General features: G+C 69.4%; 16 protein-coding genes and 7 pseudogenes. 12 read left to right on the plus strand and 11 right to left on the minus strand.

Going from position 1 to position 24,227, the window contains the following annotated elements; translation table 11 throughout:
- Nucleotides 1-91 precede the first annotated feature (91 nt).
- Nucleotides 92-448, minus strand: a complete 357-nt coding sequence (locus ACIRRY_RS50450; protein WP_403987481.1) for a transposase family protein — start codon at nucleotides 446-448, stop codon at nucleotides 92-94.
- A gap of 177 nt (nucleotides 449-625) precedes the next feature.
- Nucleotides 626-799, minus strand: a pseudogene (locus tag ACIRRY_RS50455) (ISKra4 family transposase); the annotation flags it as partial.
- Between the two features lie 271 nt (nucleotides 800-1,070).
- Here ACIRRY_RS50455 and ACIRRY_RS50460 point away from each other — a divergent pair.
- Entirely contained in the window at nucleotides 1,071-2,831 is a 1,761-nt protein-coding gene (locus ACIRRY_RS50460; protein WP_403987484.1) for a PE-PGRS family protein, read from the plus strand.
- Nucleotides 2,832-3,564: 733 nt separating this feature from the next.
- On the opposite strand, the gene ACIRRY_RS50465 is transcribed toward ACIRRY_RS50460, so the two are convergent.
- Nucleotides 3,565-4,812, minus strand: coding sequence for a DUF4157 domain-containing protein (locus ACIRRY_RS50465; RefSeq protein WP_403987487.1), 1,248 nt, complete (start codon nucleotides 4,810-4,812; stop codon nucleotides 3,565-3,567).
- Nucleotides 4,813-4,993: 181 nt separating this feature from the next.
- Between ACIRRY_RS50465 and ACIRRY_RS50470 the strand changes: the two genes are divergently transcribed.
- Entirely contained in the window at nucleotides 4,994-5,233 is a 240-nt protein-coding gene (locus ACIRRY_RS50470) for a hypothetical protein (RefSeq protein WP_403987491.1), read from the plus strand.
- 64 nt (nucleotides 5,234-5,297) lie between these two features.
- A complete protein-coding gene (locus tag ACIRRY_RS50475; RefSeq protein WP_403987494.1) occupies nucleotides 5,298-6,737 on the plus strand; it encodes an FAD-dependent oxidoreductase in 1,440 nt (479 codons plus the stop codon).
- A gap of 133 nt (nucleotides 6,738-6,870) precedes the next feature.
- Here ACIRRY_RS50475 and ACIRRY_RS50480 read toward each other — a convergent pair whose 3' ends face one another.
- Nucleotides 6,871-7,032: a hypothetical protein gene (locus ACIRRY_RS50480; protein WP_403987497.1), complete on the minus strand. Its 162-nt coding sequence runs from the start codon at nucleotides 7,030-7,032 to the stop codon at nucleotides 6,871-6,873.
- Nucleotides 7,033-7,878: 846 nt separating this feature from the next.
- Here ACIRRY_RS50480 and ACIRRY_RS50485 point away from each other — a divergent pair.
- On the plus strand, nucleotides 7,879-9,096 hold the full coding sequence (locus ACIRRY_RS50485; RefSeq protein WP_403987500.1) for a DMT family transporter: 1,218 nt from the start codon (nucleotides 7,879-7,881) through the stop codon (nucleotides 9,094-9,096).
- 59 nt (nucleotides 9,097-9,155) lie between these two features.
- Complete coding sequence (locus ACIRRY_RS50490; protein ID WP_403987502.1) at nucleotides 9,156-10,166, plus strand: LuxR C-terminal-related transcriptional regulator; 1,011 nt, start codon at nucleotides 9,156-9,158, stop codon at nucleotides 10,164-10,166.
- On the opposite strand, the gene def is transcribed toward ACIRRY_RS50490, so the two are convergent.
- The 4 genes and pseudogenes from def to ACIRRY_RS50510 all read right to left on the minus strand — a co-directional run bounded on the left by def (nucleotide 10,152) and on the right by ACIRRY_RS50510 (nucleotide 12,801).
- Nucleotides 10,152-10,886 carry a peptide deformylase gene (gene def / locus ACIRRY_RS50495; RefSeq protein ID WP_403987506.1) on the minus strand — a complete coding sequence of 245 codons (735 nt, stop codon included), beginning with the start codon at nucleotides 10,884-10,886 and terminating at the stop codon, nucleotides 10,152-10,154. The two genes, ACIRRY_RS50490 and def, sit on opposite strands and share 15 nt — an antisense overlap.
- 79 nt (nucleotides 10,887-10,965) lie before the next feature.
- Nucleotides 10,966-11,741, minus strand: a pseudogene (locus ACIRRY_RS50500) (ISAzo13 family transposase); the annotation flags it as partial.
- 53 nt (nucleotides 11,742-11,794) lie between these two features.
- A pseudogene (locus ACIRRY_RS50505) lies at nucleotides 11,795-12,115 on the minus strand (transposase); the annotation flags it as partial.
- A 158-nt stretch (nucleotides 12,116-12,273) separates the two neighbouring features.
- Entirely contained in the window at nucleotides 12,274-12,801 is a 528-nt protein-coding gene (locus ACIRRY_RS50510) for a DinB family protein (protein ID WP_403987509.1), read from the minus strand.
- Between the two features lie 211 nt (nucleotides 12,802-13,012).
- On the opposite strand from ACIRRY_RS50510, the pseudogene ACIRRY_RS50515 reads away from it, so the two are divergent.
- Together ACIRRY_RS50515 and ACIRRY_RS50520 are read left to right on the plus strand one after the other, a co-directional pair.
- Nucleotides 13,013-13,335, plus strand: a pseudogene (locus ACIRRY_RS50515) (transposase).
- A 68-nt stretch (nucleotides 13,336-13,403) separates the two neighbouring features.
- Nucleotides 13,404-13,604 (plus strand): annotated as a pseudogene (locus tag ACIRRY_RS50520) (transposase); the annotation flags it as partial.
- A gap of 144 nt (nucleotides 13,605-13,748) precedes the next feature.
- On the opposite strand, the pseudogene ACIRRY_RS50525 reads toward ACIRRY_RS50520, so the two are convergent.
- Nucleotides 13,749-14,000, minus strand: a pseudogene (locus ACIRRY_RS50525) (hypothetical protein); the annotation flags it as partial.
- Nucleotides 13,987-14,187: pseudogene (locus ACIRRY_RS50530) on the minus strand (IS5/IS1182 family transposase); the annotation flags it as partial. The pseudogenes ACIRRY_RS50525 and ACIRRY_RS50530, both read right to left, overlap by 14 nt.
- A gap of 177 nt (nucleotides 14,188-14,364) precedes the next feature.
- Here ACIRRY_RS50530 and ACIRRY_RS50535 point away from each other — a divergent pair.
- The 5 genes from ACIRRY_RS50535 to ACIRRY_RS50555 all read left to right on the plus strand — a co-directional run bounded on the left by ACIRRY_RS50535 (nucleotide 14,365) and on the right by ACIRRY_RS50555 (nucleotide 23,712).
- Nucleotides 14,365-14,937 (plus strand): Uma2 family endonuclease, encoded by a 573-nt coding sequence (locus ACIRRY_RS50535; protein WP_403607082.1) that lies wholly within the window; start codon nucleotides 14,365-14,367, stop codon nucleotides 14,935-14,937.
- Between the two features lie 378 nt (nucleotides 14,938-15,315).
- A complete protein-coding gene (locus tag ACIRRY_RS50540; RefSeq protein WP_403987512.1) occupies nucleotides 15,316-16,893 on the plus strand; it encodes a TIGR02677 family protein in 1,578 nt (525 codons plus the stop codon).
- Between the two features lie 39 nt (nucleotides 16,894-16,932).
- Nucleotides 16,933-18,369 (plus strand): TIGR02678 family protein, encoded by a 1,437-nt coding sequence (locus tag ACIRRY_RS50545; protein ID WP_403987515.1) that lies wholly within the window; start codon nucleotides 16,933-16,935, stop codon nucleotides 18,367-18,369.
- Nucleotides 18,366-22,448 carry a TIGR02680 family protein gene (locus tag ACIRRY_RS50550; RefSeq protein ID WP_403987518.1) on the plus strand — a complete coding sequence of 1,361 codons (4,083 nt, stop codon included), beginning with the start codon at nucleotides 18,366-18,368 and terminating at the stop codon, nucleotides 22,446-22,448. The genes ACIRRY_RS50545 and ACIRRY_RS50550 overlap by 4 nt, the downstream gene beginning before the upstream one ends.
- Nucleotides 22,438-23,712: a TIGR02679 family protein gene (locus tag ACIRRY_RS50555; protein ID WP_403987521.1), complete on the plus strand. Its 1,275-nt coding sequence runs from the start codon at nucleotides 22,438-22,440 to the stop codon at nucleotides 23,710-23,712. Before ACIRRY_RS50550 ends, ACIRRY_RS50555 begins: the two co-directional genes overlap by 11 nt.
- Here ACIRRY_RS50555 and ACIRRY_RS50560 read toward each other — a convergent pair.
- Nucleotides 23,706-23,864: a hypothetical protein gene (locus tag ACIRRY_RS50560; RefSeq protein ID WP_403987524.1), complete on the minus strand. Its 159-nt coding sequence runs from the start codon at nucleotides 23,862-23,864 to the stop codon at nucleotides 23,706-23,708. The genes ACIRRY_RS50555 and ACIRRY_RS50560 overlap by 7 nt on opposite strands.
- Nucleotides 23,865-24,227: the final 363 nt, after the last annotated feature.

Consider the following 24,227-nt stretch of genomic DNA (forward strand, 5'->3'; position numbering starts at 1 on the left):
GTACGTCACCCCGCTCGAAACGAGATCCTTGCTCAGGCAGAGCTTCGTCCCGGCAGCGTAAACACCCGCTGTCCAGTTCGCGGGGGGAACTTCAGACCGACACAAGTGTCGACCGCAGCCGCTCGGTCCGTTGCCCGAACCTGCGGGTGAGGCCGGGGACTTGCTCGGCGAAGGTCTTGCGCTCGCAGGACTTCTCCTCGCAGACGAACCGCCGCACCCGCAGCGACACCACGACGAACTTGCCCGCTGTCGGCAGATCGCGAGGGAACCGCAGGTAGGAGCCGTGTATTCGCCCCGACCAGCATCCACACCCCGGACAGACCGCCCGCCCTGCGGTCGTACGGACCTCGACCCTGACGGCCGTGTCGGTCACCTCGACCGATTCCACCAACACGCCCTCGACCGAGGGGAACAGCAGCTCGTCCAACTGTGGCAGCACTTCGTTCACGGCGAAGGACTGTCGACCACACCACCATCCGGCCGAGCGATTTTCGGGCGAAGTCAACCGCCATCACGCGAAGATCGACAGTCACCCTGCGTACGCAACCACACGAAGTGGACCAGAGCCTGAGTCGTAGTGTCGTGTGTCGTTGAGCGCGGATGTCACCGTTGTTCCGGCAAAGGCGATGACGAGGTCTTCGGCCTGGCGTTTGCCCAGGATCCTCCCGCGCCGCCTCTCGATCGCCGCCTTGGCCTGGTCGTACGAACCGCGCACCCTTTCGGTCACCGCGAGTCGGCGCAGGCCATGGGAGTGCCGACCGGCGGGCAGTGACAGGGCCCGGTCGGCGGGATGGACGTTCAGCTCGTCCATCTCCAGCGCTCGACGAGCAACGCAGCCGTCGCCCAACTCCTTCGAGCGTGGGGGAGAGCCACACGAAGCCGCGGCGGGACGGGCCCCGACGCAGTCGAGGGCGAGGAACCGCGAGCCATGGGCGTGCGCAGTCGTACGACGCTGTCACGTGGTGGGTGGGGGCAACGGAATCTGCCCGAGCGGACCTTCCGGCGCGGCGGCGGCGCGGCGTAGAACGGAGCCGACCGGGAACCGCCCCGGCCAGCGAGGAGGAATCCGCGTGCACCCTTACCAGCGGCAGCGCAGCCCGGAGACCGGTCAGTTACGGGGCGGGCCGTCCCGGACCACCCAGCCGCCCGCCCCACTCACCGGCGCCTGGTTGACCCACTTGCAGCGGGTGGCGTCGGGGGACGCGGGTGCGGGACAGCATCACGAGGGCGCTAGTCAGCAGACGCGGGCCGTCGACCACGACCGCGGCGGGGCCGGAGTGACGGTCCAGCGTGTCGGCGCCGAAGCCCCGGCGGAGTCCGTCCGGGAGCAGGAGGCGCCCGCGCCAGAGGTCGGCAGCGGCGACAAACACGGCGCGCAGCAGATCCGGCGCCTGATGAAGTCCATCCCCGACCACACGGTCCTACAGAAGATCAAGATCGGCTGGCTCGCCCCCAACACCTGGTGGCCCGAGGAGTGGATGGTCGAGGGGGAGCCCAAGCTGCGCCGCACCCTGGACCGGCGAGTGAAGCTCGGTGAGCCGTTCACCGACCAGGAGCTGGCGGACATCCAGCACCTGTCCGAGCTCAACCCGAAGTGGCTCGAAAGGGTCGGCATCGGCACGTACCAGGAGGCCGAGAAATACGTCGGAGGCCGGTTCGACAACTGGATGAAGCTTTCCTCCGGGAAACGCGTGCTCACCGCCACGCTGGCCTTCAAGAAGCAGCATCCGCACATGGTCGAGGCGATGACGGCTCCCCCGAGCCACCCGGACTACACGCTGGGCAGGTTCATGACGACCAAGTCCCCCAACATCCCCGACGACGTGAAGGAGGAGATGAAACGGGAGGCGTACGAACAGATCCGGCAGACGGCCGTGGACACCCTTCACCCGGCCGGTATCCCTGCCGAGCGGCGTCACCCGGACGCGGACAAGGACTCCACCCGGGCCTGGGCGCCCAAGGACAAGGACGCTCGGGAGATGCTCACCAAGGTGCTGCTGATCCTCCGCAACGGTCTGAAGCTCTACGACGCCGGCCAGAAGGCCCACGTGGACGACCACGGGCAGGACGTCATCCGGGCGTTGGCCCACGGCGGCCGAGTCGTCATCGACATCCCCGCCCTGACCGACGGTCAGTCGCCGTACGACCTTACGGACTTCCTGGGCGCCACCCAGCCGGTCCCGCACACTCCGGACTCGGAAGGCCAGGATACGGCCCGCCGGCTCGGCCCCTCGGTGTCCCACCGCGGCTTCGCAACTCACCGTACGAAGATCACCGAGGACAAGGACGGGAAGCCCGGAAAGTTTCAGGAAGAGGGCGAACTCCCTGCCGCCGTGAAGAACTTCCTCTCCAAAGCGGGCTCGAGCCCACCGCTGCTCATGGGCATGGACATCTCGGGCGGCGGTCTCGGCGGCGCCGACTGGAACGGCGACGTGATCCTGCCCAACGGGTCCTGGGGTCACATGCTGCTGGTATTCCAGCAGCCGACTGCGAAGACGAAGGGTTCCCTCCTGGTCGGTATCGAGACTCTCGCCCCGGGCGCCACGAGCCCGGTCGGCTACGAGCACAAGGCCACCTCCAGCGAGGCCACCGCCAACGACGAGTCCGTCCTGCACGGTCACAAGGGCGACAAGGTCGGCGCGGGCAAGCTCAAGGAAAACTCCCGCCTGGTCGAACTCTCCGACTTCACGCAGAAGCGGAACGACGGCGACTGGCGCACGTTCCTCGACGAACTCAACCAGGAGTGGGTGCAGAAACTCGGGAAGACCGAGGACGGCAGCAAGGAACGAGAAGCCCTGTACAGGGAATTGGTCGGCCCCCGCCAGACGTAGCGCCCTGTTGTCCGCGGTCGTACAGGAGCACTGCGACCGCCGGGCCCGACGTCATCCCCGTACCGGCATCCAGGCACGGAGCGAGGAATCAGTCGATCGCCGCCAGCCGCACCGCGGCGAGCCTGCCATCGACCGGGCGATCCAGCCCGCGCCGCACGCCACCCTGGCAGACGCCGCCGATACGGCCCTGAGCATGATCAGAAAGGCCCTCGCACAGATATCGGAACTCATCGCTCGACGCCGCACCGAACGTGGTCAGATGCCGGTCACAGACGGTCTGAACGCAAACTGGTGAACCCCTGGAGGCACAGCGCAATCTTCCCGCCGTAGGATGAACGGCGCCGCGACGACCCATGTTGCGAGGTGAGTTCCACGCTCGTGGCACAACACGAGTGCGAGGTGTGCGATGCGTGAACTGCCACATGACGCAAGGCCAGTTGGAGATGGGCTCGATGACGGTGGTGACTCAGGCGACGTGCAGTCACCGGGCGGGCCGGGCGAGGGCCGCAAGCCGGCGCGGGCCGCACCGGAGACCAACGTCCTCGAGCGCATGGCCGCGCTGCAACGCTTGGCGGGAAACGCCGCCGTTGTCCGTCTGCTGAGTCCCCCGAGGACGGCGGCCGATCGGGAAGCCCCTTCAGCCGACGACCAAGACAGGGGCTGAGCGGAAAGCAATAAGGGCTGGACGGCGCTGACTACCCGCCGCCGTCCAGCCGTTTCGTCAGCGCGGACTTCAGCCCGCCCCGCCCGGGTCGTCGAAGTTCTTGTATTTGTCGACCGGAAAACCGCCCGTGATGCCTGCCACCTGGCCTGCATCATCGCCTGTGGGCCTGTAGTGACCGCTGTCGTTCGTCCACTTCTCCAGGACGCCGTCGGTGAACACGGCCGTACCTGCCCAGTACACGTGCCCGTCGCCGGCTTTACTGGCCTTCGCGAGCGCGGAATGCCCCTCTTCGTACTCGGTGCCGACTTGTGACGCCATCATCTTGCCCGGCTTCCGGACGGGGATCACAAAATTGTACTTGCCGTTCGCCAGCACGGGGGTCCCGTACTGCTTGCGACCCTCGTGCGGTGACGTCGAGTACAGCATTGTCGAAAGGTCGAGGGAGAGCTTGTATCGGCTGCCGTGACGCCGCTGGACCAGCATGTCGTTCGCGAACGCGACCGTCCCCTGCATGGGAAGAGGAAGCGATTTTTCCAGCTGGTCCTCCAGCTTGGCGGCCAAGTCGTCCTTGCCCTGGGCCCGCAGCATCTGCGCGTTCCGTGTCAGCGCCGAGGCGGACCGGGACACCTCCATGTCCTCCCGAGTGGCCCGCCGGGTGCGCTGTACCGCGACGGCACCAGTCGCGACACGCTGCACGTCGTGCCCGCAGACATGGCTGTGCCGGTGCTGTTCGACGTCGTTGGTCGGCTCCCCGGAGGCGATCCTCTGGATGGGCGCGGGTCCTTGCATGACCCGGTCCGCCGTGTTGACAGCGTGCCGTTCACCGGAGTCGCCCGGATCCGAGATGCTCAGACCGGCGCCGTTGTCCACGCCTGGGACGGACCCCTTCGCCTGGTCGAGCGTGTGTGCCAGCTCGTGCGCCCAGTCCTTCTGGCTCATCCCGCCGCCGTCCACGATGTGCTGACCGGTAGTGAACGCCGTGGCCTCGACGATGGCCGCCGCCTCCCGCGCGGCAGGCCCGTCATGCACCCTTACACGGCTGAAGTCGGCGCCGTCGAAACGCGCCTGCATCTCGGTCTGCAAGCCGGGATCCAGCTGGCGTGCCGGCGACTGAAGGGCATTGTCCACCGCGGCGCGCTGCACCTGGGCGTGGTCCGCGTTCTCCCTCTCCTGGTCGGCAGGCCCGCTTCCCTTGGCCGCGATACGTTGCAAGTGCGTCAGCCAGGCACCCGTCAGCCCTGCGCGCGGCGTGCCGGCACGCGATGCGGTCGACGGATGTTCGTTACTGCGAGCCTGTCCATGTCCGAGGTAGTGCACGCAAGTCCTCTCCAGCAGCAAGGAAGCTTTCGTCTCGTTCTAAGTCATCGCGACGGGTGCGACAAGGTCCATCCGGACAGACTGTCTGCCCTCCTGGTGCACGTTCAGGCGCGCGCTGACGGCCTCTGGAAAGCGACCGGCCGACCGCAGTCGCGCCCTGGACTGGATTCAGATCGGCTCCATGGCCGGCCCGACCATCGAACTCCCTTCAGCGGCACTGCGTTCGGCGAACTTCCGGCTCCAGGGCAACGGCCAGGGCGCTGTGTCGACCAGGGCCTACCTGGAGCAACTCCCGTCCCTGGTCGCCGAGATCGAGAACGGTGGCATCGCGGTCACCGCCGCTCCGGTGCCCCTCGCCGATGTCGAGAGCGCCTGGAACGCGCCCGAGGTTCCCGGTGCACGAACCGTCCTGGTGCCCTGACCCCGGCCGGACCGTTATGCAACTCGTACTGGAATCAACGGAATTACCGAAGGAGCTCGGAGCCATGTCCCACACCACGGACACCGACGTCGTCATCTGCGGCACCGGCGCGGCCGGTCTGACCCTCGCCCTCGACCTCGCCCGCAGGAACATCGCCTTCCTGCTGATCGACAAGGCGCCACAGCCGTTCGTCGGTTCCCGCGGCAAGGGCATCCAGCCCTGCACCCAAGAGGTGTTCGAGGACCTGGGCGTGATCGACCGGATCGTCGCCTCCGGCGGTGAGTATCCCGTCCAGCGCATCTACACCGCCGACGGTCCCATCGACCAGGTCGGCGTGGAGATGTCGGAACCGACGCCCGAGGAGCCGTACCAAATACCCTTGCTCGTCCGCCCGCAGTTCCTCACCGAGCGCAGGCTGCGCGAACGTCTGGCCGAGCTGGGTCACGCCCCGCACCACGGCCACGAACTCGTCGGCTTCGAGCAGGACGCCGACGGTGTGACCGCGCGGATCGTCACCCCGGGCGGTGAACAGGCTGTACGGGCCGCCTACTTGATCGGCGCCGACGGCGGTTCGAGTTTCGTCCGGAAGGCTCTCGACATCGGTTTTCCCGGCAAGACCTTAGGCGTACGGGCGATCGTGGCCGATGTGTACGTCGATGGTGTCTCGTCGGACGCCTGGCACCGGTGGGGCGAGGACACCGCAGGGCAGGTCTCGATGTGCCCGCTCTACGGCACCGACATGTTCCAACTCCAGGCCCCCGTACCCTTCGACGTCGACCTGGACCTCTCGGCCAAGGGGCTCACCGCCTTCTTCCGCGAACGCACCGGCTGCGACGACGTCGTGATCCGCTCCGTGTCCTGGGCCTCCGCGTTCCAGATGAACGCCCGCTTGGCCGACTCGTACCGGCGGGGGCGCGTGTTCCTGACCGGAGACGCGGCGCACTGCCACCCGCCGACTGGTGGGCAGGGCCTCAACACCAGTGTTCAGGACGCCTACAACCTCGGCTGGAAGCTCGACGGCGCCCCGGAATCCTTGCTGGAGACCTACGAGCAGGAACGCCGGCCCATCGCCCAAGCCGTCCTCGGCCTGTCCGAGAAGCTACTCGAAGCGGCCAAGAACCGTGACATCCACCGGGCCCGCGAGGTCAGCCAACTCGACCTCGGCTACCTCGACTCGCCCCTGTCGCTGCACACCCCCGAGCGCGACAATGGCGTACTGGCCGGAGACCGCGCGCCCGACGCGCCCGTCACCGGCGCGGGCGGCCTCCCCACCCGCCTGTTCAGCCTCTACCAAGGACCCCACTGGACCTTGCTCGGCCATGACGTCGACGGCACCTCGGTCCCGGCAGCGCATCCGGCCTGCACATCCACACCATCGGCACCCGAGGCGACAGCGGCGACCGTGTCCAGAGCGCCTACGGACTGTCCGCCGAGCAGTGGGTGCTCGTCCGCCCGGACGGATATGTCGCCGCCGTACTCGATACCGCCGAACTCCCCGCCGTAGAAGCCTATTTGGAGACCGTCGGCGTCCGCCCCGTCGCGGCAACGCAACCCACCACCACGGAATCGAGCACCGGCATGCCCACAGAGACCTCTGCCGACAGCACCGGCACTCCCCGTACCCGACGTGAGCACCGTCAGCTGCGCACCGCCGCCGAGCAGTGACTCGCCACCGCCCAGCGGGAGTCGCACCAACTGTCGCGCCAGGTCCAGCGCGACCTGCGCAGCGTCCGACGGCACGGCGAGACGACCGCCGTCGTCGCCCGCTCGAACCTCGCCGAACTCGCGGTCCAGAGCATCAACCGGCTGACCGCCGCCCTCCGTGGCGACCGGAGCAACCGCACCGACGACACCGCGAGCTGAGTATCCGCCCGCGACGGTGGAAGCCCCTCGCGTAGGCCCGCCCCCTATGCCCCGGACGTCGAACCTCGCTAGTCCTTTCGACCGAGGCGGAGGCGCTCAACCGGCCGTTGGGCCGAGGCGGCGGGGGCGGGCGCGGCACGAGGCTCTGAGGAGAGCGGCCGGTAGGGACCGACCGTACCGCGAACCGAGGAGCCCCTCATGAAACGCATCGTCACCGCCCCGGCCGTGTGCCGGGCGCGCATCTGCCGAGCCAGGAACAGTACACCTCTGACCGGCTGACGCAGGCCACACATCAGGTTGTGCGCGTACTGCGACATCACTCGGGCGAACGGCCGCAGCCCAGTAGGGGACTTCGGACGGCCGGTGTTCTCCCCGGCTCATGTCATCGACCGGTCCCACCACCGTCGCCGGAGCCTTGAGTCGTCCCTCACCCCCCACAGCACAGAAACCGTGTACTCAGTGATCAATAGTGGACATACGGCCGACCGTCAGCTGGCCGTGTTCGACGGCAACGGTCTCACCTCTCACCTGGCTGACGCCGGCGCAGCAAGCGCCGGCGGTATGTCGATATCCGCGGCCACGAGGCAGTTCGTGCGCGTGCGCAACGGAACACTGCCGGGTCCGGGCGCCACGGAAATCCTCGATCGCGGCCGCGGTGGGAGGGGCGGGGCGGAGCACCGCCGCGTGAACTCCCATGTTCCGCCGCCGTGTTCCCCGCGCGACCGCATCGGAGCCCGGGTGTCCGCCGTCGCCCGGTCGATCGTGGACGGCGGTCCGAACGCGTGAAGTCCCGACTCGATCCGCTGACCGTAGCGGCGATGGCGGTCACCGTGGTCTCCGTCTCGGCCACCGCGCCGCTCACCGCCGCCGCCTCCGCCTCGCCGCTCGCCATGGCCTTCTGGCGCAACTGCCTCGGCTTCGCCGTACTCGGGCCTCTCCTGCTGTTACTGCGCCGCCGCGAGGTGGTGCGGGTGGCTCGCGGCGAGCGCGGCATCCTGCGCCGGGAGCAGTGGCGGCCCCTGGTCTTCGGCTTCCTCGCGGCCACCTCGCTCGCCCTCCACTTCGCGGCCTTCATGACGAGCACCCGGCTGACCTCGGTCGCCATGTCCACGGCGCTCGTCGCCACCCAGCCCGTCTGGCAGGCCCTCATCGCCGCGGGCCAGGGCGTCCGGGCTCCCCGCCGTACCTGGGCGGGACTCGCACTCTCCGTGCTGGGCGCGGCCGCGGCGGGCGGTCTCGACATCAGGTCCGGCGGTACGGCGCTCCTCGGCGACCTGCTCGCCCTCGTCGGAGCCGTCGCCCAAGCCGGCTACACCGCTCTGAGCGAACGGTCGCGGGCGGACGTGAGCACACCGCTGTACTCGACGTTCACCTCGCTGGTCTGCGGCCTGGAACTCCTCGCCCTCTGCCTGCTGGCCCACATCCCGCTCACCGGCTTCGACAGAGCCACCCACCTGTCACTGCTCGGACTGCTCCTCCTTCCCCAGATCCTGGGACTCGGCTCACTCAACTTCGCCCTCGGCAGGACATCGGCGACGACCATGAGCGTCCTGCTCCTGCTGGAGACCCCGGTCGCGGCGCTCGCCGCATGGTGGTTCATGGAGCAGGGCATCAAACCCGCGACCGTACCCGGACTCCTGCTGATCATCGTCGGCGTCACCGTCGTCGTGACCAGCGGCAGCAGCCGGGGAAAGGCCGCGACACAGCAGGGCAGACACCGCCGTACAGGAACACCGCCCTACCCCGCCTCCGCCCTGCCCGCGCCCCAACCCCCAACTATGCCGCTGCACGGCGGGGCCAGCCCGGAGTTGGTTACCGGTTTCGCTGAGAAGTTCGCCGCCGCCCACGACGTGCGTGTTCTCGTCCCGACCTCCCCGGGCTTCTCGAAGGCGGGTGACGGACCGGATCCACCACTCCTCGACATCACCTCGATCGCCCCCCTGACAAGATCCACACACCGTTCAAAGAGGCCTCCGCACATGATGAGTCGTCAAGAATAATGCGGGGCCTGTTGAATCCCGTTGCAGAATTCAAAACCCCTCACCAGGAATACAGAAAAATGATTCGGCTGAAGAACGAGGAAGAGAGCGACCAAGAGATCGACGGCCTGGCGCGGTTGTTGTATTGGACGGCGAACCGGCGGGTGGACTGGGATTCCGCCGCGGTCGGCCCCGAGGTCGGGGCCGAGCCTGTCCAGGTGGAGCGGGCAGTGGCCCGGCTAACGGATATAGGGTTACTCATCCCCATGCCGACGACGACGTCGGGATACGTTTGTGCCCGCCCCGAGGAGGCACTGGCCCGGCTCCTCGCGGCCGAGCAGCAGATCGTCGAGGAGAGTCAGCGCCAACTGGTGAGCAGTCGTGACCAGATCAGGACGCTGATGCGAGGCTTCCCGATGCAGGGCGAGTCGGCCGGCGCTGCGCATGTCGAGCTACTGCTCTCCGGCGCTGAGGTCAATAACTTCATCGAGCGCCAGGTGGGCGGAGTCCGGAGGCGCCAACTGGTCATGCATCCTGGCGGGGCCCCACCGCAGGAACTGGTCGACGAGATGATCCTGCGTGACGTGGAGGTGATCTCTCGAGGCGTGCAGATCAAAGCGCTGTACCCCAGGCACGTCGCCTCCATCGACTACGTCAGGGAGTACCTGGCCGAGGCCGCCCACCAGGGAGCGGACATCCGGCTCTCGCCCTACCTACCGATTCGTTTAATCCTGCTGGACGAGGACCTGGCGGTGCTGCCGATCGATCCCCACGACACCTCCAAGGGCGCGTTCACGATCCGCAGCAGCGAGGTCGCACGCGCGCTGAAAGCCATCCTCTACTTCCACTGGCACGGCGCCTCGAAGCTGGACGAAATATCCGACAGGAGCGCGCTCGACGGGCAACTCTCGCTGACCGCACAGGAACACGCGATCATCCGGATGCTCGCGATGGGGGCGAGGGACGACGCCATCGCCCGTCACCTCAGCATCTCCCCGCGGACACTGAGCCGGACCATCTCCATCCTGCTGGATCGGCTGGGGGTACAGAGCCGCTTCCGCACAGTCGGCCGCACGCTACTGGTGCGGTGAGTTTTTGACCTTTGTCATGAGACTCTCGTCGAACCAGTCGGCCGCGCGCAGAGTGGCAATCCACCGCTCCTGTTGCTCAGGGGTCAGCCTGTCGATAAACAGCACACCGTCCAGGTGATCGGTCTCGTGCTGGATGCAGCGGGCCAGGATCCCGTCCCCGACGACCTGGACCGGGTCGCCCTTCATGGTGAAGCCTTTCGCCACGACGTTCATCCGACGCTTGGTGTCAAGGAAGACGCCAGGTATGGACAGGCATCCCTCCATACCATCCTGTTCCTCCATGTCCGGGAAGTCCAGGACGGGATTGACCAGATGGTCCAGATCGCTGCGACCGTCGAACAGCTTGGGGCTCAAGACGAACACCCGGAGCCCGACACCGAGCTGGGGCGCGGCGAGCCCGGCCCCTCTGCTGTCGCTCAGCGTCTCGCGCAGATCGCCGACTAAGGTGTGCAGCTCAGCATCGAAGTCGGTCACCGGCTTGGCAGGCTCCCGCAGAACCGGGTCACCGAGTTTCCTGATCGAGACAACCGTCATGCGAACCTCTTCTTCTCGAACGGACACCATCCGTGTCCGACCACTGTCACTGGCCTCACAGCAGGCATGCCAGACTCGCCGTTCCCCACCCTTGCGGAGGCAGGCTTCCATGCCGGCCCGCTCAATCCACGGCCATGCAAGGACAATACTTTCATGCTCAACGTCTTGTCCGAGCTGCTTGATCATATGGCGTGGCTAGAGTTGGCCTGCGGTGAGGCGGCCGTCGAAGGCCAGGTGCCTGTCCGGAAAACGCGAGGCCCCTCACCACCGCGAACTGGGCGGTGTCGTGGTCGGTTCCGACATTGACCCAGCCGGTGTTGTTGGCGATGTCGTAGATCCCGTAGGGGATCGCCATGGGCTGGTCGTTGGTGGTGAACGTGTGGCAGTCCACCTTGATCGCGTTCTTGCCCGGCCGCCAAATGCGACCGGGCCGGTCACGGTTGCCGAGCCATTCCTTGGCCTTGGTGTCGACACTGATCATCGGCTGGGCGTCGTTGAGGAACTCGGTAGCGGTGGCATTGAGGTGGGCGAACTGGGCATCGCGGTCCGGATGGCTGATGCCCTCTGTCGTCTTCGCGGTTCCCTGCAGGCTGTAGCCCAGGGTGTGCAGCAGGTGTCCGACAGTTGAAGCGCTGATCGGATGGCCCTGCGCAGTGAGGGCCGAGGCCAGGGCCCGTAACGACAACGTGGTCCACCGCAGCGGGGAGACGGGGTCGCTTCGGGTGTGTGGCTCGATCAGCGACTCCAGCGCGGGCAGCAGACCGGAGTCGGTGTCTTTCAGCTGCTTGCGGCCGGCGCCTGGAGCCCGAACCCGTCGGGTCGGCGAGGAACAACCGGCCAACTCGGGGCGATACCTCGCGCGATGGTTGCAGTGCTGGTGCCGGAAGCGGAGGCGACCCGGACGATCCCGCCGCGGCCGAGAGCCATCGCCTCACTGGCCAGGTACAACCGACGGCGACGCTCATCGAAGTGCGGCAGGATCTGCTCGAACTTAGTCCGCAGAGCACGGGTGGCAGCGCGGCCTGACAGACACGGGGCCATATCCCAGACTCCCACCAACACCCCCGCTATCGAACACTTATTGAAATACGGGCCCCTGCGGTACCGGTGTACTGCCGTTGTACCCCTGCCGAGGAGTGGCCCTTCTTCACAAAACCGGTCTCGTCGACTACAAGAACGGCGTCGTCGGCGCCGAGATGGTCGGCGACGTAGGCCCGCAGGTCGTCGCGGACCGCATCTGCATCCCAGCGGGCGTAGCGCAGCAGGCGCTGCATCGGCCCGGGTCGGGCATGGCCCGCACGTTCGGCCAGTTGCCAGCAGTTCCTCCGCTCGGCGCCGGACAGAAGCCCGAGCAGGTAGGCGCGGGCCACGGCCCGGGGCTCAACTCGCCCGAACCGGCCGGCGATCCGGGCCATGACCTGGTCGAACATCGCCCGCCAGCGGGCAGGGTCCACGCCGTGGCCCGCAGCCATCGCACGATCTTCAAGAGTCCACACAACCCCCGATGATCACGCGGTGGTCGTACCCGTTCCCGGCCGACCCTGACACGAGATCATGAAGCCGGACCGCAGTGCTAGGTCAGGACCAACCAGCGCCGGCCGTCGATGAGCTCTCGTGCCGCATCGAGGTGGCCGGCATGGCATGCCGTCTCGGCGATGACGTGCAACAGGACGTCGCGCAGGGTGTGCAGATGCGGTTCGCCGAACAGGTCGTGAGGCCACCAGGCCAGGACGGCGTCAGCAGGGGTGGCGGTGATGATGGCGTCGGAGAGCTCTGCCTCACGCCGGTATCCGTCGAGCACGCCGTCGGCCCGCGCTTCCGGCGCCACGTTCCAAGCTTCGTCGCCGCTCGTCAGGCCGTGGATGATCTCCTTGTCTCCGGCGACAACCGCACGGAACCAGAAACGCTCAACGTCCAGCGCGAGGTGCTGGACCATCCCCAGGCAGTGCCATCCGGATGGCAGCACCGGCCGTCGCAGCGCCTCGGCGTCGAGCCCGTCAAGGATGCCGAGAACGTGGCGGCGCTGCCCGTCCAAGACCCGAAGGAGCGCCCTGACCTCACTGTCCGGAGCCGTTTCGCTCGAATTTTCAGTCACAGGCACCTAGGGTTCCTCAACTCCTGCGGTCATGCAGGGAGTTCTCCGATACCCGGGACACACAATCAACGGCAGGCCAACACAACCGTCGATGCGAGCAGCATCCGACAGCGTCTGCGGCACCAGGGAAACGTCGCCGTGACGACTTGCCGCACCCTCCAGCCGTGGATCACGAAGCCGTACTGGAGTACTAGGGTCCGTCTTCAAAGATCGCCGGATGGTGGATCATGGTGGGGTGATACGCCGCCATGAACTCACCGATCAGGAGTGGGAGTTACTCGCTCCACTCATACCGCGGGCCGCGACAGGTCGGCCGCGTGTGGAGGATCGGCAGGTCGTCAACGGGATGGTCTACAAGATCCGGACCGGGATTCCTGGCGTGACCTGCCGGATCGCTACGGACCGTGGCAGACGGTCTACACCCGCTTTCGCCGCTATGCGCTGGACGGCGTGTTCACCCGGGCCCTCCAGCAGATCCAGCCTGCCCTCTTCCTGCTAGTTGATCAACACGGGCCGCCCCTGGGCGGCGATCGGAGGTGAGGTGAGTCTTGATCGTGTCCGTCCGCGAGGAGACGGAGACGGTTCGAGATGCGAGGTGAGACGCGCGCATGGCATCGAATGAGGACGAGGACCGCCGCCGGGCGGAGAGGGCCCGGCAGGTCGGCCTGTTCCACTATGCCCTGATCCAGGACCTGCTCGACCCGGCCCTGACGACCCGCGAACGCGGCCGTCTGGCACGGGAGTTGGCTGCAAAGGAGCACACGGACCCGTTCGGCACGCAAGTACGGCTCTCGCGGGGCACGATCGACCGGTGGGCCCGCCACTACCGCAGCGGCGGGTTCGCGGCGCTGGTCCCCGAGCCACGCAAGGCCGTTCCCCGGACACCGCCGGAGGTGCTGGACCTGGCGGCCGCGCTCAAGCGGGAGAACCCGGCCCGCACGGCCGCGCAGATCCGCGCGCAGGTGGGCGGCGTCGGTCGCGCCGAGCTCGCGCAGCGGCCGGTGGTGGTGCTCCATCAGGTGCTGGCTCACGTCGATGGAGAGGGTGTCGAGTTCGGCGCCCAGCCTGTCGCGGCTGGTCATCTCCGGCAGTCCGCTGGGAGTCGCGGTGGCCAGTTCGCCGCCCAGGGGCAGCTGCCCGTCGGTGGTGGTGCGGTTGCGGGACTGCCGGTGCAGCTCGACCGCCTGCAGCAGCAGATGCCTTCGATATGCCGAAGCATGGCGGCAAGGCGCACCCGCTGACCGGTACGTAGATGATCGCCGCGAACAGCGTCTCATCAGGCGTATTCGGTGTTCCGCCGCCCTGCGGTCTCGCCCGGTCCTGCGGAATCGACGGCCTGGCGAGCTCCCACAAGCCGTCCGGAACTATCCAACTCCATGTACCCCGCCCCATGAACGGACCGACGAGCGATCACCACGTAGAACACCGCCTTAGGGGTCAGGTTGGCGGCAGACTCGTGGGAGTTCGGTGTGTGGCTGCGTCTACTAGGCTGTGAGGGATCGCGTGGCCCGTGTCCGTTTTCCGGGATCAAGGCCCCTTGACCACCTTCGAAGGCGCTTGGAGGCAGCTGTGACCGCCGGACTTCCTGACTGGATGATCCCGCCCAGGCCGAGTGGCTGGGAGGCGGAGGACCTTGATCATCTTCCGCAGGCGCCGCGGCATACCGAACTCATCGACGGAGCGTTGATCTTCATGATGTCGCCGCAGAGGTCCTGGCACTCCCGGCTCGTGGAGAATCTCACGTTCGCTTTGCGGCAGGCGGCTCCTGCGGGCTTTGAGGCGGAGCGGGAGATGACGGTCCGTCTGGACAGGAAGAGTCGGCCCGAGCCCGACATCCTGGTCTCGACCGCCGCATATGATCCTGACCGCACCTGGTACGCGCCCGAGGATGTTGCTCTGGTTGTCGAGGTCGTTTCTGAGGAGTCAGCGGACCGTGACCGGTCTTTGAAACCCTTCAAGTATGGTCAGGCCAAGATCGTGCACTTCTGGCGTATCGAGGACGAGGCGGGTGCCCCCACCATCCACACGTACGAACTCGATGTCATGACCAGTACCTATGTTCCTACAGGCATCCACCGAGGTCGGTTGAAGGTGTCTGCACCCTTCCCCCTCGATATCGATCTCGACACCCTCGTACCGTGACCACGGGGCGGGGCTGCCACCGGAGTGGGCTTTGCTCCGCTACCCCCACCGCTTTCCGCTCTGCGGACCTGAGGGTGAAGACGTACGCCCGGCTCGCGACCGCATACTAGGCGTCTGGGCCGCTGCGGATCGGTCGTCTTCACGCGCGGGGACGGGGTGGCTCGGGGCGTGCACGGCGATGCTCCGCTGAGTTGACCGCCCGGTTGAGGCGTGATGCGGGCGCAAGGTAGCACAAGTGGCATGGGCCGGGGAGCAGCTCACCCGCACCCGCCCGGTTGCGGCAGACTGGTGCCGATCCGGCGGTGTCCGGACGGACGCGCACCAGCCGAAACCGGGGGAGAAGGCTGGAAGACCTGGAGAAGGGAAATCCGTAGTTCCGTGAGTGACGAGCCCGACGCCCGGAAGCTCCACGTTCCGGCGCCCGGCACACCGGCTGCCGAGGCCCTGGACCTTGCCGACGAGGCCGCGTTCGGTATCGACGCGTTCTCGCTCGATGACCGGCTGCGGCTGTTCCACTTCGCCGCCGCCGAGAAGCGTCACGAGTACCTGTGGCTGCTGCGGGCCTTCGATCGCGGACGCGCCAACTACCAGGTGCTGCTGCACGCCTCGGACGCGGTGGGGCAGTTGGAGCGGCTCGCCGCCGACCATCCCGGCGCGGGCGCGGTGGGCGGGTCGGCCGGTGTTCAGCCGCTGCTCGACGCGCTCGCGGAGTGGCAGGTCCTGGACCGGTCGTACGACGGGACGCGCGCCGCGAACCTGGCCGAGTACCGCAACCGCCACTACGTGTACCAGTTCACGCAGGCCGGATACCGGGCTTACCGGGCGGTGGAGGACGTGCTCGGCGCGAGCCTGGAGGACGCTCAGCTCTCCCGCCTCGTCTTCCCCGACATCCTCGGCGACCTGCGCGCGCTGGCCGAGGCCAACACCGCGGGCGACGGCGAGGAGGTGTACCGCAAGCTCGGCCGTCTCGATTCGGCGCTGAACGAGATGGCGCAGCGCGCGGCCCGTTTCTATCTCATGCTGGGCGACCTAGCGCGCACCAACGACACCCGGCCCGAGGTGTTTCTCGCCCACAAGGACACGCTCCTCGCCCACATGCGGGAGTTCACCGCCGAGCTCGTGCGCTACGCCCCGCTGCTCGCCGAGGCGGTCGAGAAGGCGGCGTCCACGGGTGTGGACCGCATGATCGAGTATGCGGCCGAGGCCGACGAGCGGCTCTTCCGCAGCCCCGCCGAGCGCCTGGCGGACTGGCGGCACCGGTGGCACGGCATCGTGCACTGGTTCGCGGAGCGCGAGCACAGCGAGACCGAGCGGCTGCAGGACGCCACCGTCACGGCGATCCGCTCCGTCCTGGCGCTGCTGCGCCGCGTCACTGAGGCGCGCCGTGGCGGGGTGAGCCGGGAGAGCCAACTGCGCCATCTCGCGCAGTGGTTCACGTCCTGCGAGAGCGACGAGGACGCGCACGCCCTGTTCCAGGCGGTCTTCGCGCTCGGGGCACCGCGTCACATCGCCGTCCCGTACTCCGATCCTGAGCTGATCCCGGGGCGCACGTCCTGGTGGGAGGCCGAACCGGTCGAGCTGGCCCGCACTCTGGTGCAGTCCGGCCGCACCCCCGCCCTGCACGGCCCCGGCCGCATCGAACGCGACGACGACCGGCGGGCCCTGCTCCGCGCCGGGCAGCTCAAGGAACAGGCCGAGCGCCGGGGTGCTGCGAACGCCCTCGCGTCGGAGGGTGTCTACGGCCGCACGCTCGACGAGCCCGAGACACGCGCCCTGCTGGCCTTGCTGGACGTGGCGCTCGCCGCCCGCGTCCCCGCCAGCCGCCGGGTCACCGCCGCTGCCGGCTCCGCCCACGGGGTACGGCTCACCCTCATGCCAGCCGAGGGGTCCACCACCGTTGACACCGTGCGGGGCCGACTCCATCTGGACGGGCTGCGGCTGGAGGTCACCGCATGAGCGAGGCCGTCGTATGAACCATCACCGAGGAAGGACCGCATGAGTCGCGTCGCCGAGGGCGTCTCACCGCTCGAACTCGCCGACTACCAGAAGGCGGTACGACTCGTCCTGCGGCACCCGCTGGTCACGGCCGGGTACCCGGACAGGACGGCGCTGGCGACCGTGCGCCGCTGGGCCGATCAACTGCGCACCGACCTGATGGAGGTGCTCGGACACCGGCTCGTCACCACCGCCGACACCGCCCGGCTCCAGCGCACTCAGGACGGTCTGGACGCCACCCGTCCGGCCCTCACCCGCGCGGGACGCCCCTTCGACCGACGCCGCTACGCCTACCTCGTCCTCACCCTCGCGGCGCTGGGCCGCCACGGCGCGCAGGTGGCGCTCGGCGAACTGGCCGACGCGGTCGCCGCCGACGCCGTACGCATCGACGGACTCGGTCTCGACACCGGGCGCAAACCCGACCGGGACGCCTTCGTCGACGCCGTCGCCTGGCTCACCGAACGCGGCGCGCTCACCCTCGCCGACGGCTCCGCCACTGCGTGGGCCGGCGATCCCGAGCGCGCCGAGGCCCTGTACGACATCGACCGGGAGATCCTCCTGGCCGTCCACCATCCGACCCGGGTTCTGCAGCACCTCACCTCCGTCACCGCGCTCCTCGACTCCGGCAGCGCGCTGGGCATGTCCGCCGGCCGCGCCGCCCAGCGCCGCGATCAGGCCCGCCGGGCCCGCCGCCTGGTGCTGGAGAACCCGGTCGCGTACTACGCCGACGCCGACACCGAACTCCTGGGGCAGCTACGGGCGCCCGCCCTCGCCGAGGACTTGGAGCGCCTGACCGGGCTGCGGGTGGAGCGGCGGGCTGAGGGCGTCGCGCTCATCGACACCTCCGGCAGGCTGTCCGACCTCCGCTTCCCCGGCGGCGGTACCGTCGCGCAGGCCGCGCTGCTGCTCGCCGCCCGGATCAGCGCCGCCGTCCAGCGCACCGGACGGCACGCCCTCGAATCGCTGCCCGCGCCCACCGCCGCCGAACGCCTCGCGGCCCGAGCCCGGCGTATCGACGCTGCCCTGCCGTCCCGCGGGCTGGTCGCCCAAATCGCCGAACTCGCCGGGCAGACTGAAGGGTTGACGTACGCGGCGCCTGGCGACGAGAAGCAGGAGCCGGCGGAGACCCGTTACCCCTTCGTCACGGACTCCTGGCTCCGGGGCAGGCTCAGGGAGATCACCGCCGAGTACGGCGCGGGCTTCGCCGCCGATCTGCGCGGCGACCCGGACCGGCTGCTTGGTCAGGCTCTCGACCTGCTGGCCGCCATGTCGCTGATCGCCCGGGTCGACGGCGGGGCTCTCGCTCTGCCGTTGATCGCTCGCTATCGCGGGGTCACGGCCCGGGTGAGGACCCGTACGGCGGCCCAACCCCCCTCCCAGACAGCCCTGTTCGCCGACGACGCCGCTATCGACACCACCGAGGACCCGACTCCGTGAGCACCCCAGCACCGGCAGCGCGCTACGTCCCCACTCGCGCCGGAATCATCAACCTGTGGGACTACCGGGACGAGGAGTTCTCCTTCGCCGGCGGCTGGCTGGTGCTACGCGGCCCCAACGGATCGGGCAAGACCAAGGCACTCGAAGTCCTCTTCCCGTTCGTCCTCGACGGCCGTATCGACCCCAAGCGGCTCAACCCGTTCGCCGCCGAGGACCGCACGATGAAGTCGAACCTGCTCTTCCGAGGGCAGGACAGCGCGCTCGGCTACGTCTGGATCGAGTTCACGCATCGGGCGACGGGCGAGGCCGTCACCTGCGGCATCGGGCTGCACGCCCAGCGCCACCGTGACACACCAGCCCGCTGGCACTTCGTCGCGGAGGGCCGGGTGGGCGAGGACATCTCGCTCCTCACCGACGACGACCGGCCGATGACGAAGAAGCAGCTCGCCGCCGAACTCGGGCGTGAGCTGATCGCCTCCACGGCCGACTACCGCGCCGCCGTGGACCGGCGCCTGTTCGGTCTCGGCCCGGAGCGGTACGAGCAACTGCTCACCCTGATCCTCACGTTGCGCCGCCCGCAGTTGGCCAAGAACCTCGACCCGGCCAAGCTCTCCGACACCCTCACCGCAGGTCTGCGCCCGCTGGACGACGACCTGATCGCCGAGGCGGCCCGCTCCTTCGACGACATGGAGTCCGTGCAGCGCACGCTGGAAGGGCTGGCCGCCGCCGACGACGCCACCGGGGCCTTCCTCACGAGTTACTCCACCTACCTGCGGGTCCACGCCCGCGCGGCCGCGGACCGGCTCACCGCCCGCCGTACCGAGACCGCCGAGCGCGCCGCCGCGTTGCGCGCGGCCACCGCGGACCTGACGGCGGCCCGCGAACAGCAGGCCGCCGCCGAGACGCGTGCCGAGTCGGCCGACGCCTCGCTCGCCGCCCAGCGAGCCCGTCTCGACCAGCTGCGTTCCTCCGCCGCCTACCAGGCCATTGAGCAGCTGGCCGATCTGGACCGCCTGGTGCGCACCTGCGAGCAGACCGCCCGGCAGGCGAGCGCCGAACGCGAACGCCGTACGGCCGCCACCGGCCGCGCCCGCGCCGAGGCCGAGCACGCCGCGCGGCTCGTCGCCGAACTCGACGCCGCCGTGTCCCGGGACGCCGCCACCGTCGCCGACCACGCGCACATTGCGAGCCTGCCCTGGTATCCGGCCGACGCCGAACCCGCCCGCCTCGCCGAACGCTCCGCCGCGCTGGCCGCCGCCCGCCACGAGGGCGTCCGAGCCGTGCGTGCCGCCCAGCAGGCGGCACGCGGCGCCGAGCAGACCCGTGACCTCGCCCGGGTAGCGCTCGACCGTGCCGAGCAGGCCGTCACTGTGGCCGATAGCGCGGAGACCGCCGCCGAGGCGGCCCTCGAATCCGTCCACGAACAGGCCCGTACGGCGCTCAGCCAGTGGACGCAGGCGCATGGCGAGCTGCTGACCGAGGAGGAGTCCGGCCGGCTCGCCGAAGCCCTCGGCCTCACCGGTGAGGCCGAGGCAGTGACGCTCGCCGACGCCTTCACCGAGGCCACCGCGCACGCCGTACAGGAACTGCGCGACACCCTCGCCACACTGCGCGCCCGGCGCACCGACGCCGAGAGCCGCTGCGCCGAAGCGGAGGCCGAACGCGACCGGATCGCCGCCGAACACGACGACGCCCCGCCCCCGGCCCGCGGCCGCACCGCCGAGAGGGCGCCCGGCGACGGCGTTCCGCTGTGGCGGCTCGTCGACTTCGACGACAAGCTGACGGATCGTCAACGGGCGGCCCTGGAAGCGGCCCTGGAGGCGTCGGGCCTCCTCGACGCACTCGTCACCGCCGAGGACGCTCCCGTGGCGGCCGGGCACAGCGAGGGTTATCTGCGTGCCGGTGCCCCGGTGAGCGGACCGAGCCTCGCCGACCTCCTGAGGCCCGACAACCCCGAGAGCCCGGAGGGCGCTGCGACGACCCCGGCCGCGCGGATCACCGCCGTACTGCGCTCCGTCGCCGTCACCGGCGACCTCGACACCGGGACCGCGCAGATCAGCCCCGACGGCCGGTACGCGGCCGGTGTCCTCGTCGGCGCGCACACCAAGGAGCACGCCGAGTACATCGGCGCGACCGCCCGTGCTCGGCGGCGAGCCGCCCGGATCGCCGCCTACGAGACCCTGCTGGCCGAACTCTCCGATCGGCTCGATGAGTTGGTGCGCACGCAGGCTCGTACGGAGGCCGCCCTCGATGCGTACGCCGCCGCCCGGGCTGCCCTGCCCCGCACCACTGGCATCACGCAGGCGCTGCGCGAGCTCGACCGGGCCGCGGCGCGGCTGCGTGCCACCCGCGACGCCGCCGACGCGTCGTACGACGAGTCGGTGGCCGCCTGCTCGGTCGCCGAGCGGGCCCTGCGCCGTACCGCCGCCGAGCACGCTATCGAGATCGAACGCGTCGACGCCGTCGAGACCGCCACCCGTGCCTTCGAGACGGCGGTACGCGAACTCGCCGTCCACCGCCGTGAACACGCCCGCCAGGCCGAGGCCGCCCAGGCGGGCGCCGACCGGCTGACCGCCGCCGCCGAGGACGAGGAAGCGGCGCTGGACACCGAGCGCGCGGCGCGCCGTCGGCACACCGAGGAGGCCGCCGGACTTGAGGCCCTCCAGGACGCTGTCGGGGCCGAGGCGCAGGAGGTGATGCGGAAGGTGCAGGAGGCCGAGGACGGTATCGACGCTCTGGTGCGGGAGGCCGAGGTGGCCCGTACCGCCCAGCACTCCGCGATCGCGGGCACCGCCGCGGCCGAGGCCCGCCGTACGGCCGCCGCCGAAGCCGGGTCGGTCGCCGCGGCGGAGGAGAAGGAAACCGCCCGTGGTCTGCGTCCGTACGCCGCCCGTGAACTCCTCGACATCCTGCGCTGCCCGCCCGGCCTGGCCTGGCCCGCCCAGGAGGCCGACTGGGCCGGCGAGACACTCCCGCCGGCCGTGGCCGCCGTCCACGAGGCGATCCTGGCCGCGACCCGCGACCTGACCCCCACCGAGACCAGTCTCAAGCAGTCCGTCACCCGTCTCACCAAGGCTCTGGACGACCTTCAGGCGCAACTCGCCGCCGCCGGGCAGGACTACCGGCCCGAATGGGACGGCTCCGACGGGATCATCCTCGTCCGCGTGGCCGACGAAGAGGGCCCGCTCCCGGTCGCCGCCTTCGCCCAGAAGATCTCCTCCCACCGCCGTGACCAGGCCGAACTGCTCTCCGAGTCCGAGCAGCGCATTCTGGAGGACGCGCTGCTCACCCGGCTCGCCCAGCAGATCCACGACCGCACCGTCGACGCCCGCGACCTGATCCGCCGGATGAACACCGAAATGCGCCGACGCACCATGTCCTCGGGGACGACGGTCGGCGTGAGCTGGCTGCTCGCCGACCACCTCGATGACGAACAGCGTGCCGTCTGCGCCCTCCTGGACGCCGACGCCGCCCGCCTGGGCCCCGACGGTCTCGACCGGGTACGCACGCACTTCGCCGCGCAGATCAAGACCGCCCGCGCCCGCCACCGCGACCAGCCCTACCGCGAACTGCTCGGCGAGGTCCTCGACTACCGGCGCTGGCGGCACTTCGCGTTCCAACTCGTGCGTCCCGACAAGACGGAGGAGCGACTCACCCGCGCCCGGCACAGTCGCCTGTCGGGCGGTGAGCAGTCCGTGTCGCTGCACCTGCCGCTGTTCGCCGCCGCGCACGCCATGCTCAACTCCGCCCACCCGCACGCCCCGCGCCTGCTCGCCCTCGACGAGGCCTTCGCGGGTGTGGACGACACCGGACGCGGTGAACTCATGTCCTTGGCCGCGCAGTTCGACCTCGACCTGTTCATGACCGGCTACGACCTGTGGGCCGCCCACGCCTCCGTGTCCGCCGCCGCCCACTACGACCTCGCGCACACCGCCATCGACCACACCGTCTCCGCGCTGCTGCTGGTCTGGGACGGCGACCGGCTCCTCGCCGACGACACCGGCGACCTCACCGCCGCCCTCGGCTCGCCCGGCACCCGGCGCGTCCCTACGCCCGAGGAGGCCGCGGTTGTCCACTGAGAATGAGCCGTCGGCCTACGACGAGTTGCGGGGCGAGGGATGGACCCGGCTGCTCGTCGCCGCCCGCCGCAAACTGGAGCGCACCGGCGGCGCCCTCGACGGCGACATCGGGCTCACGAGCCCCGGCGAGGCCGAGCGCCGCACCGTCATCGGCATCACCGGCCGCTACCGGCCCGAGACCGCCAGGCGTCTCTCCGTACCCCTGCGCGACCTGGACGGATACCTGTACGACCGCTACGGCACCGGTCTTCTGGCGACCCTCGGCCGGCTCTACGGCCCCCTGCGTGACCGGCCGGCCGAACGGGCCGACGAGGAAGCACGCCGTGAACAGGCCCTGAAATCCACCCACTCCAGCAGACTCGCCGGCCAGGAATGGTTCGCGGCCTGGCTGGAGCGGATGGCCGCCGACGGCACCCTCACCCGTCTCGTACGCCGGGGTGACGCACTCCTCCTGGACGCGGCGGTACGGGTCCTGGAAAGGCTCCTCAGTAGCTCGGAGCGGGGATCTGGTGTCCTGCCGCTTCCGGTCCTCGCTGAGTGGGCCACCGGCGACACCAAGGCTCTCGTTCCCGGCACCCCGCTCGAACAGCTCGTCCTGCGTGCCCTTGCCCTGCGCGACGGCGGCCGCCCGGCCGTACCGCGCGACCGGACCGGGCGGCGCGCCCTGTGGGAGAGCGCCGGGGCCATCGCGGACGATCTCGCCAGCCAGGTACTCGTCCTCAACATCGGTGCCAGGGGCGACACCGTCGTCTGCAACTGGTTGCGCGACGCCGGTAGCTTCGGGCTCCCCTTCCGGCTCACCCTCCACCAGCTCACCACCGACCCCGTCGTCCCGGCCGCCCGCACCATCTTCGTCTGCGAGAACCCGGCCGTCCTACGCGCCGCGGCGGGCGAACTTCAGGACACCGGCGCCGCCCTCGTCTGCACCGAGGGCGTGCCGTCCGCCGCCTGCCACCAACTGCTCGGCGACGCGGTACGCGCGGGAGCCCAACTGCACTGGCGCGCCGACTTCGACTGGGCCGGCCTGCGCATCACCGCGAATGCCGTGGCCCGCCACGGGGCCCGCCCCTGGCGGATGACGACCGCCGACTACACGGCGGCACTCGGCGAGGGCGAGTCCACACCGCTCGCGGGACCGCCCGCGACCAGCCCCTGGGACCCCGAACTGGCCCGTGCCATGACGGAGTCCGGCAGCGCGGTCATCGAGGAACGCCTCCTGCCCGCGCTCCTGTCCGACCTGGCCCGGCCGGCATCTTTTCAGTGAGCGGCGGTTTCCGGTTCCGGTCGGGGGAGTTTGTCGAGGTCGAGGGTGAAGGTGCGGCTGTCGGCCAGGGGGACGGGGAGCTTGCCTGTGCCGTACGCGCGCTTGAGCGCGGTGCTGTAGTCGTTCGAGAGATTGCCTGCCGAGACTCTCAACACTGAACTGCCGCCCTCTTGAAGGTAGGCCAGGGGTCTGGTGGCGCGCCGATGTGTCGGTGGCTTCGACGAGCGCATCGGCGGCGTCTACTCCGCGATCCCCGCAGACCAACTTCCCAGGCCGGACGATCGGCCGGCGTTTGCCGAGCGGATCCGTCAGTCGCTGCCATCTGGCCCGTATCTCGAAAGTGTTCAGGTCTGCGTACTCGTGGGCCGGGTGACGTGATGGGTCCCGTACCGGACAAGGAAACCGTTCGTATGGTGGCGGTTGGGCAGCAGGGGCTTTGAGGAGTGTAGAGGTGGGGCCAAGGCCCAAGTGCCTCTGGGCACCCAGGCTCGGCATGCACGGTGTCCAGCGCAGCC

This window comes from Streptomyces sp. NPDC101776 (assembly GCF_044766845.1).
Taxonomy (GTDB): Bacteria; Actinomycetota; Actinomycetes; order Streptomycetales; family Streptomycetaceae; genus Streptomyces.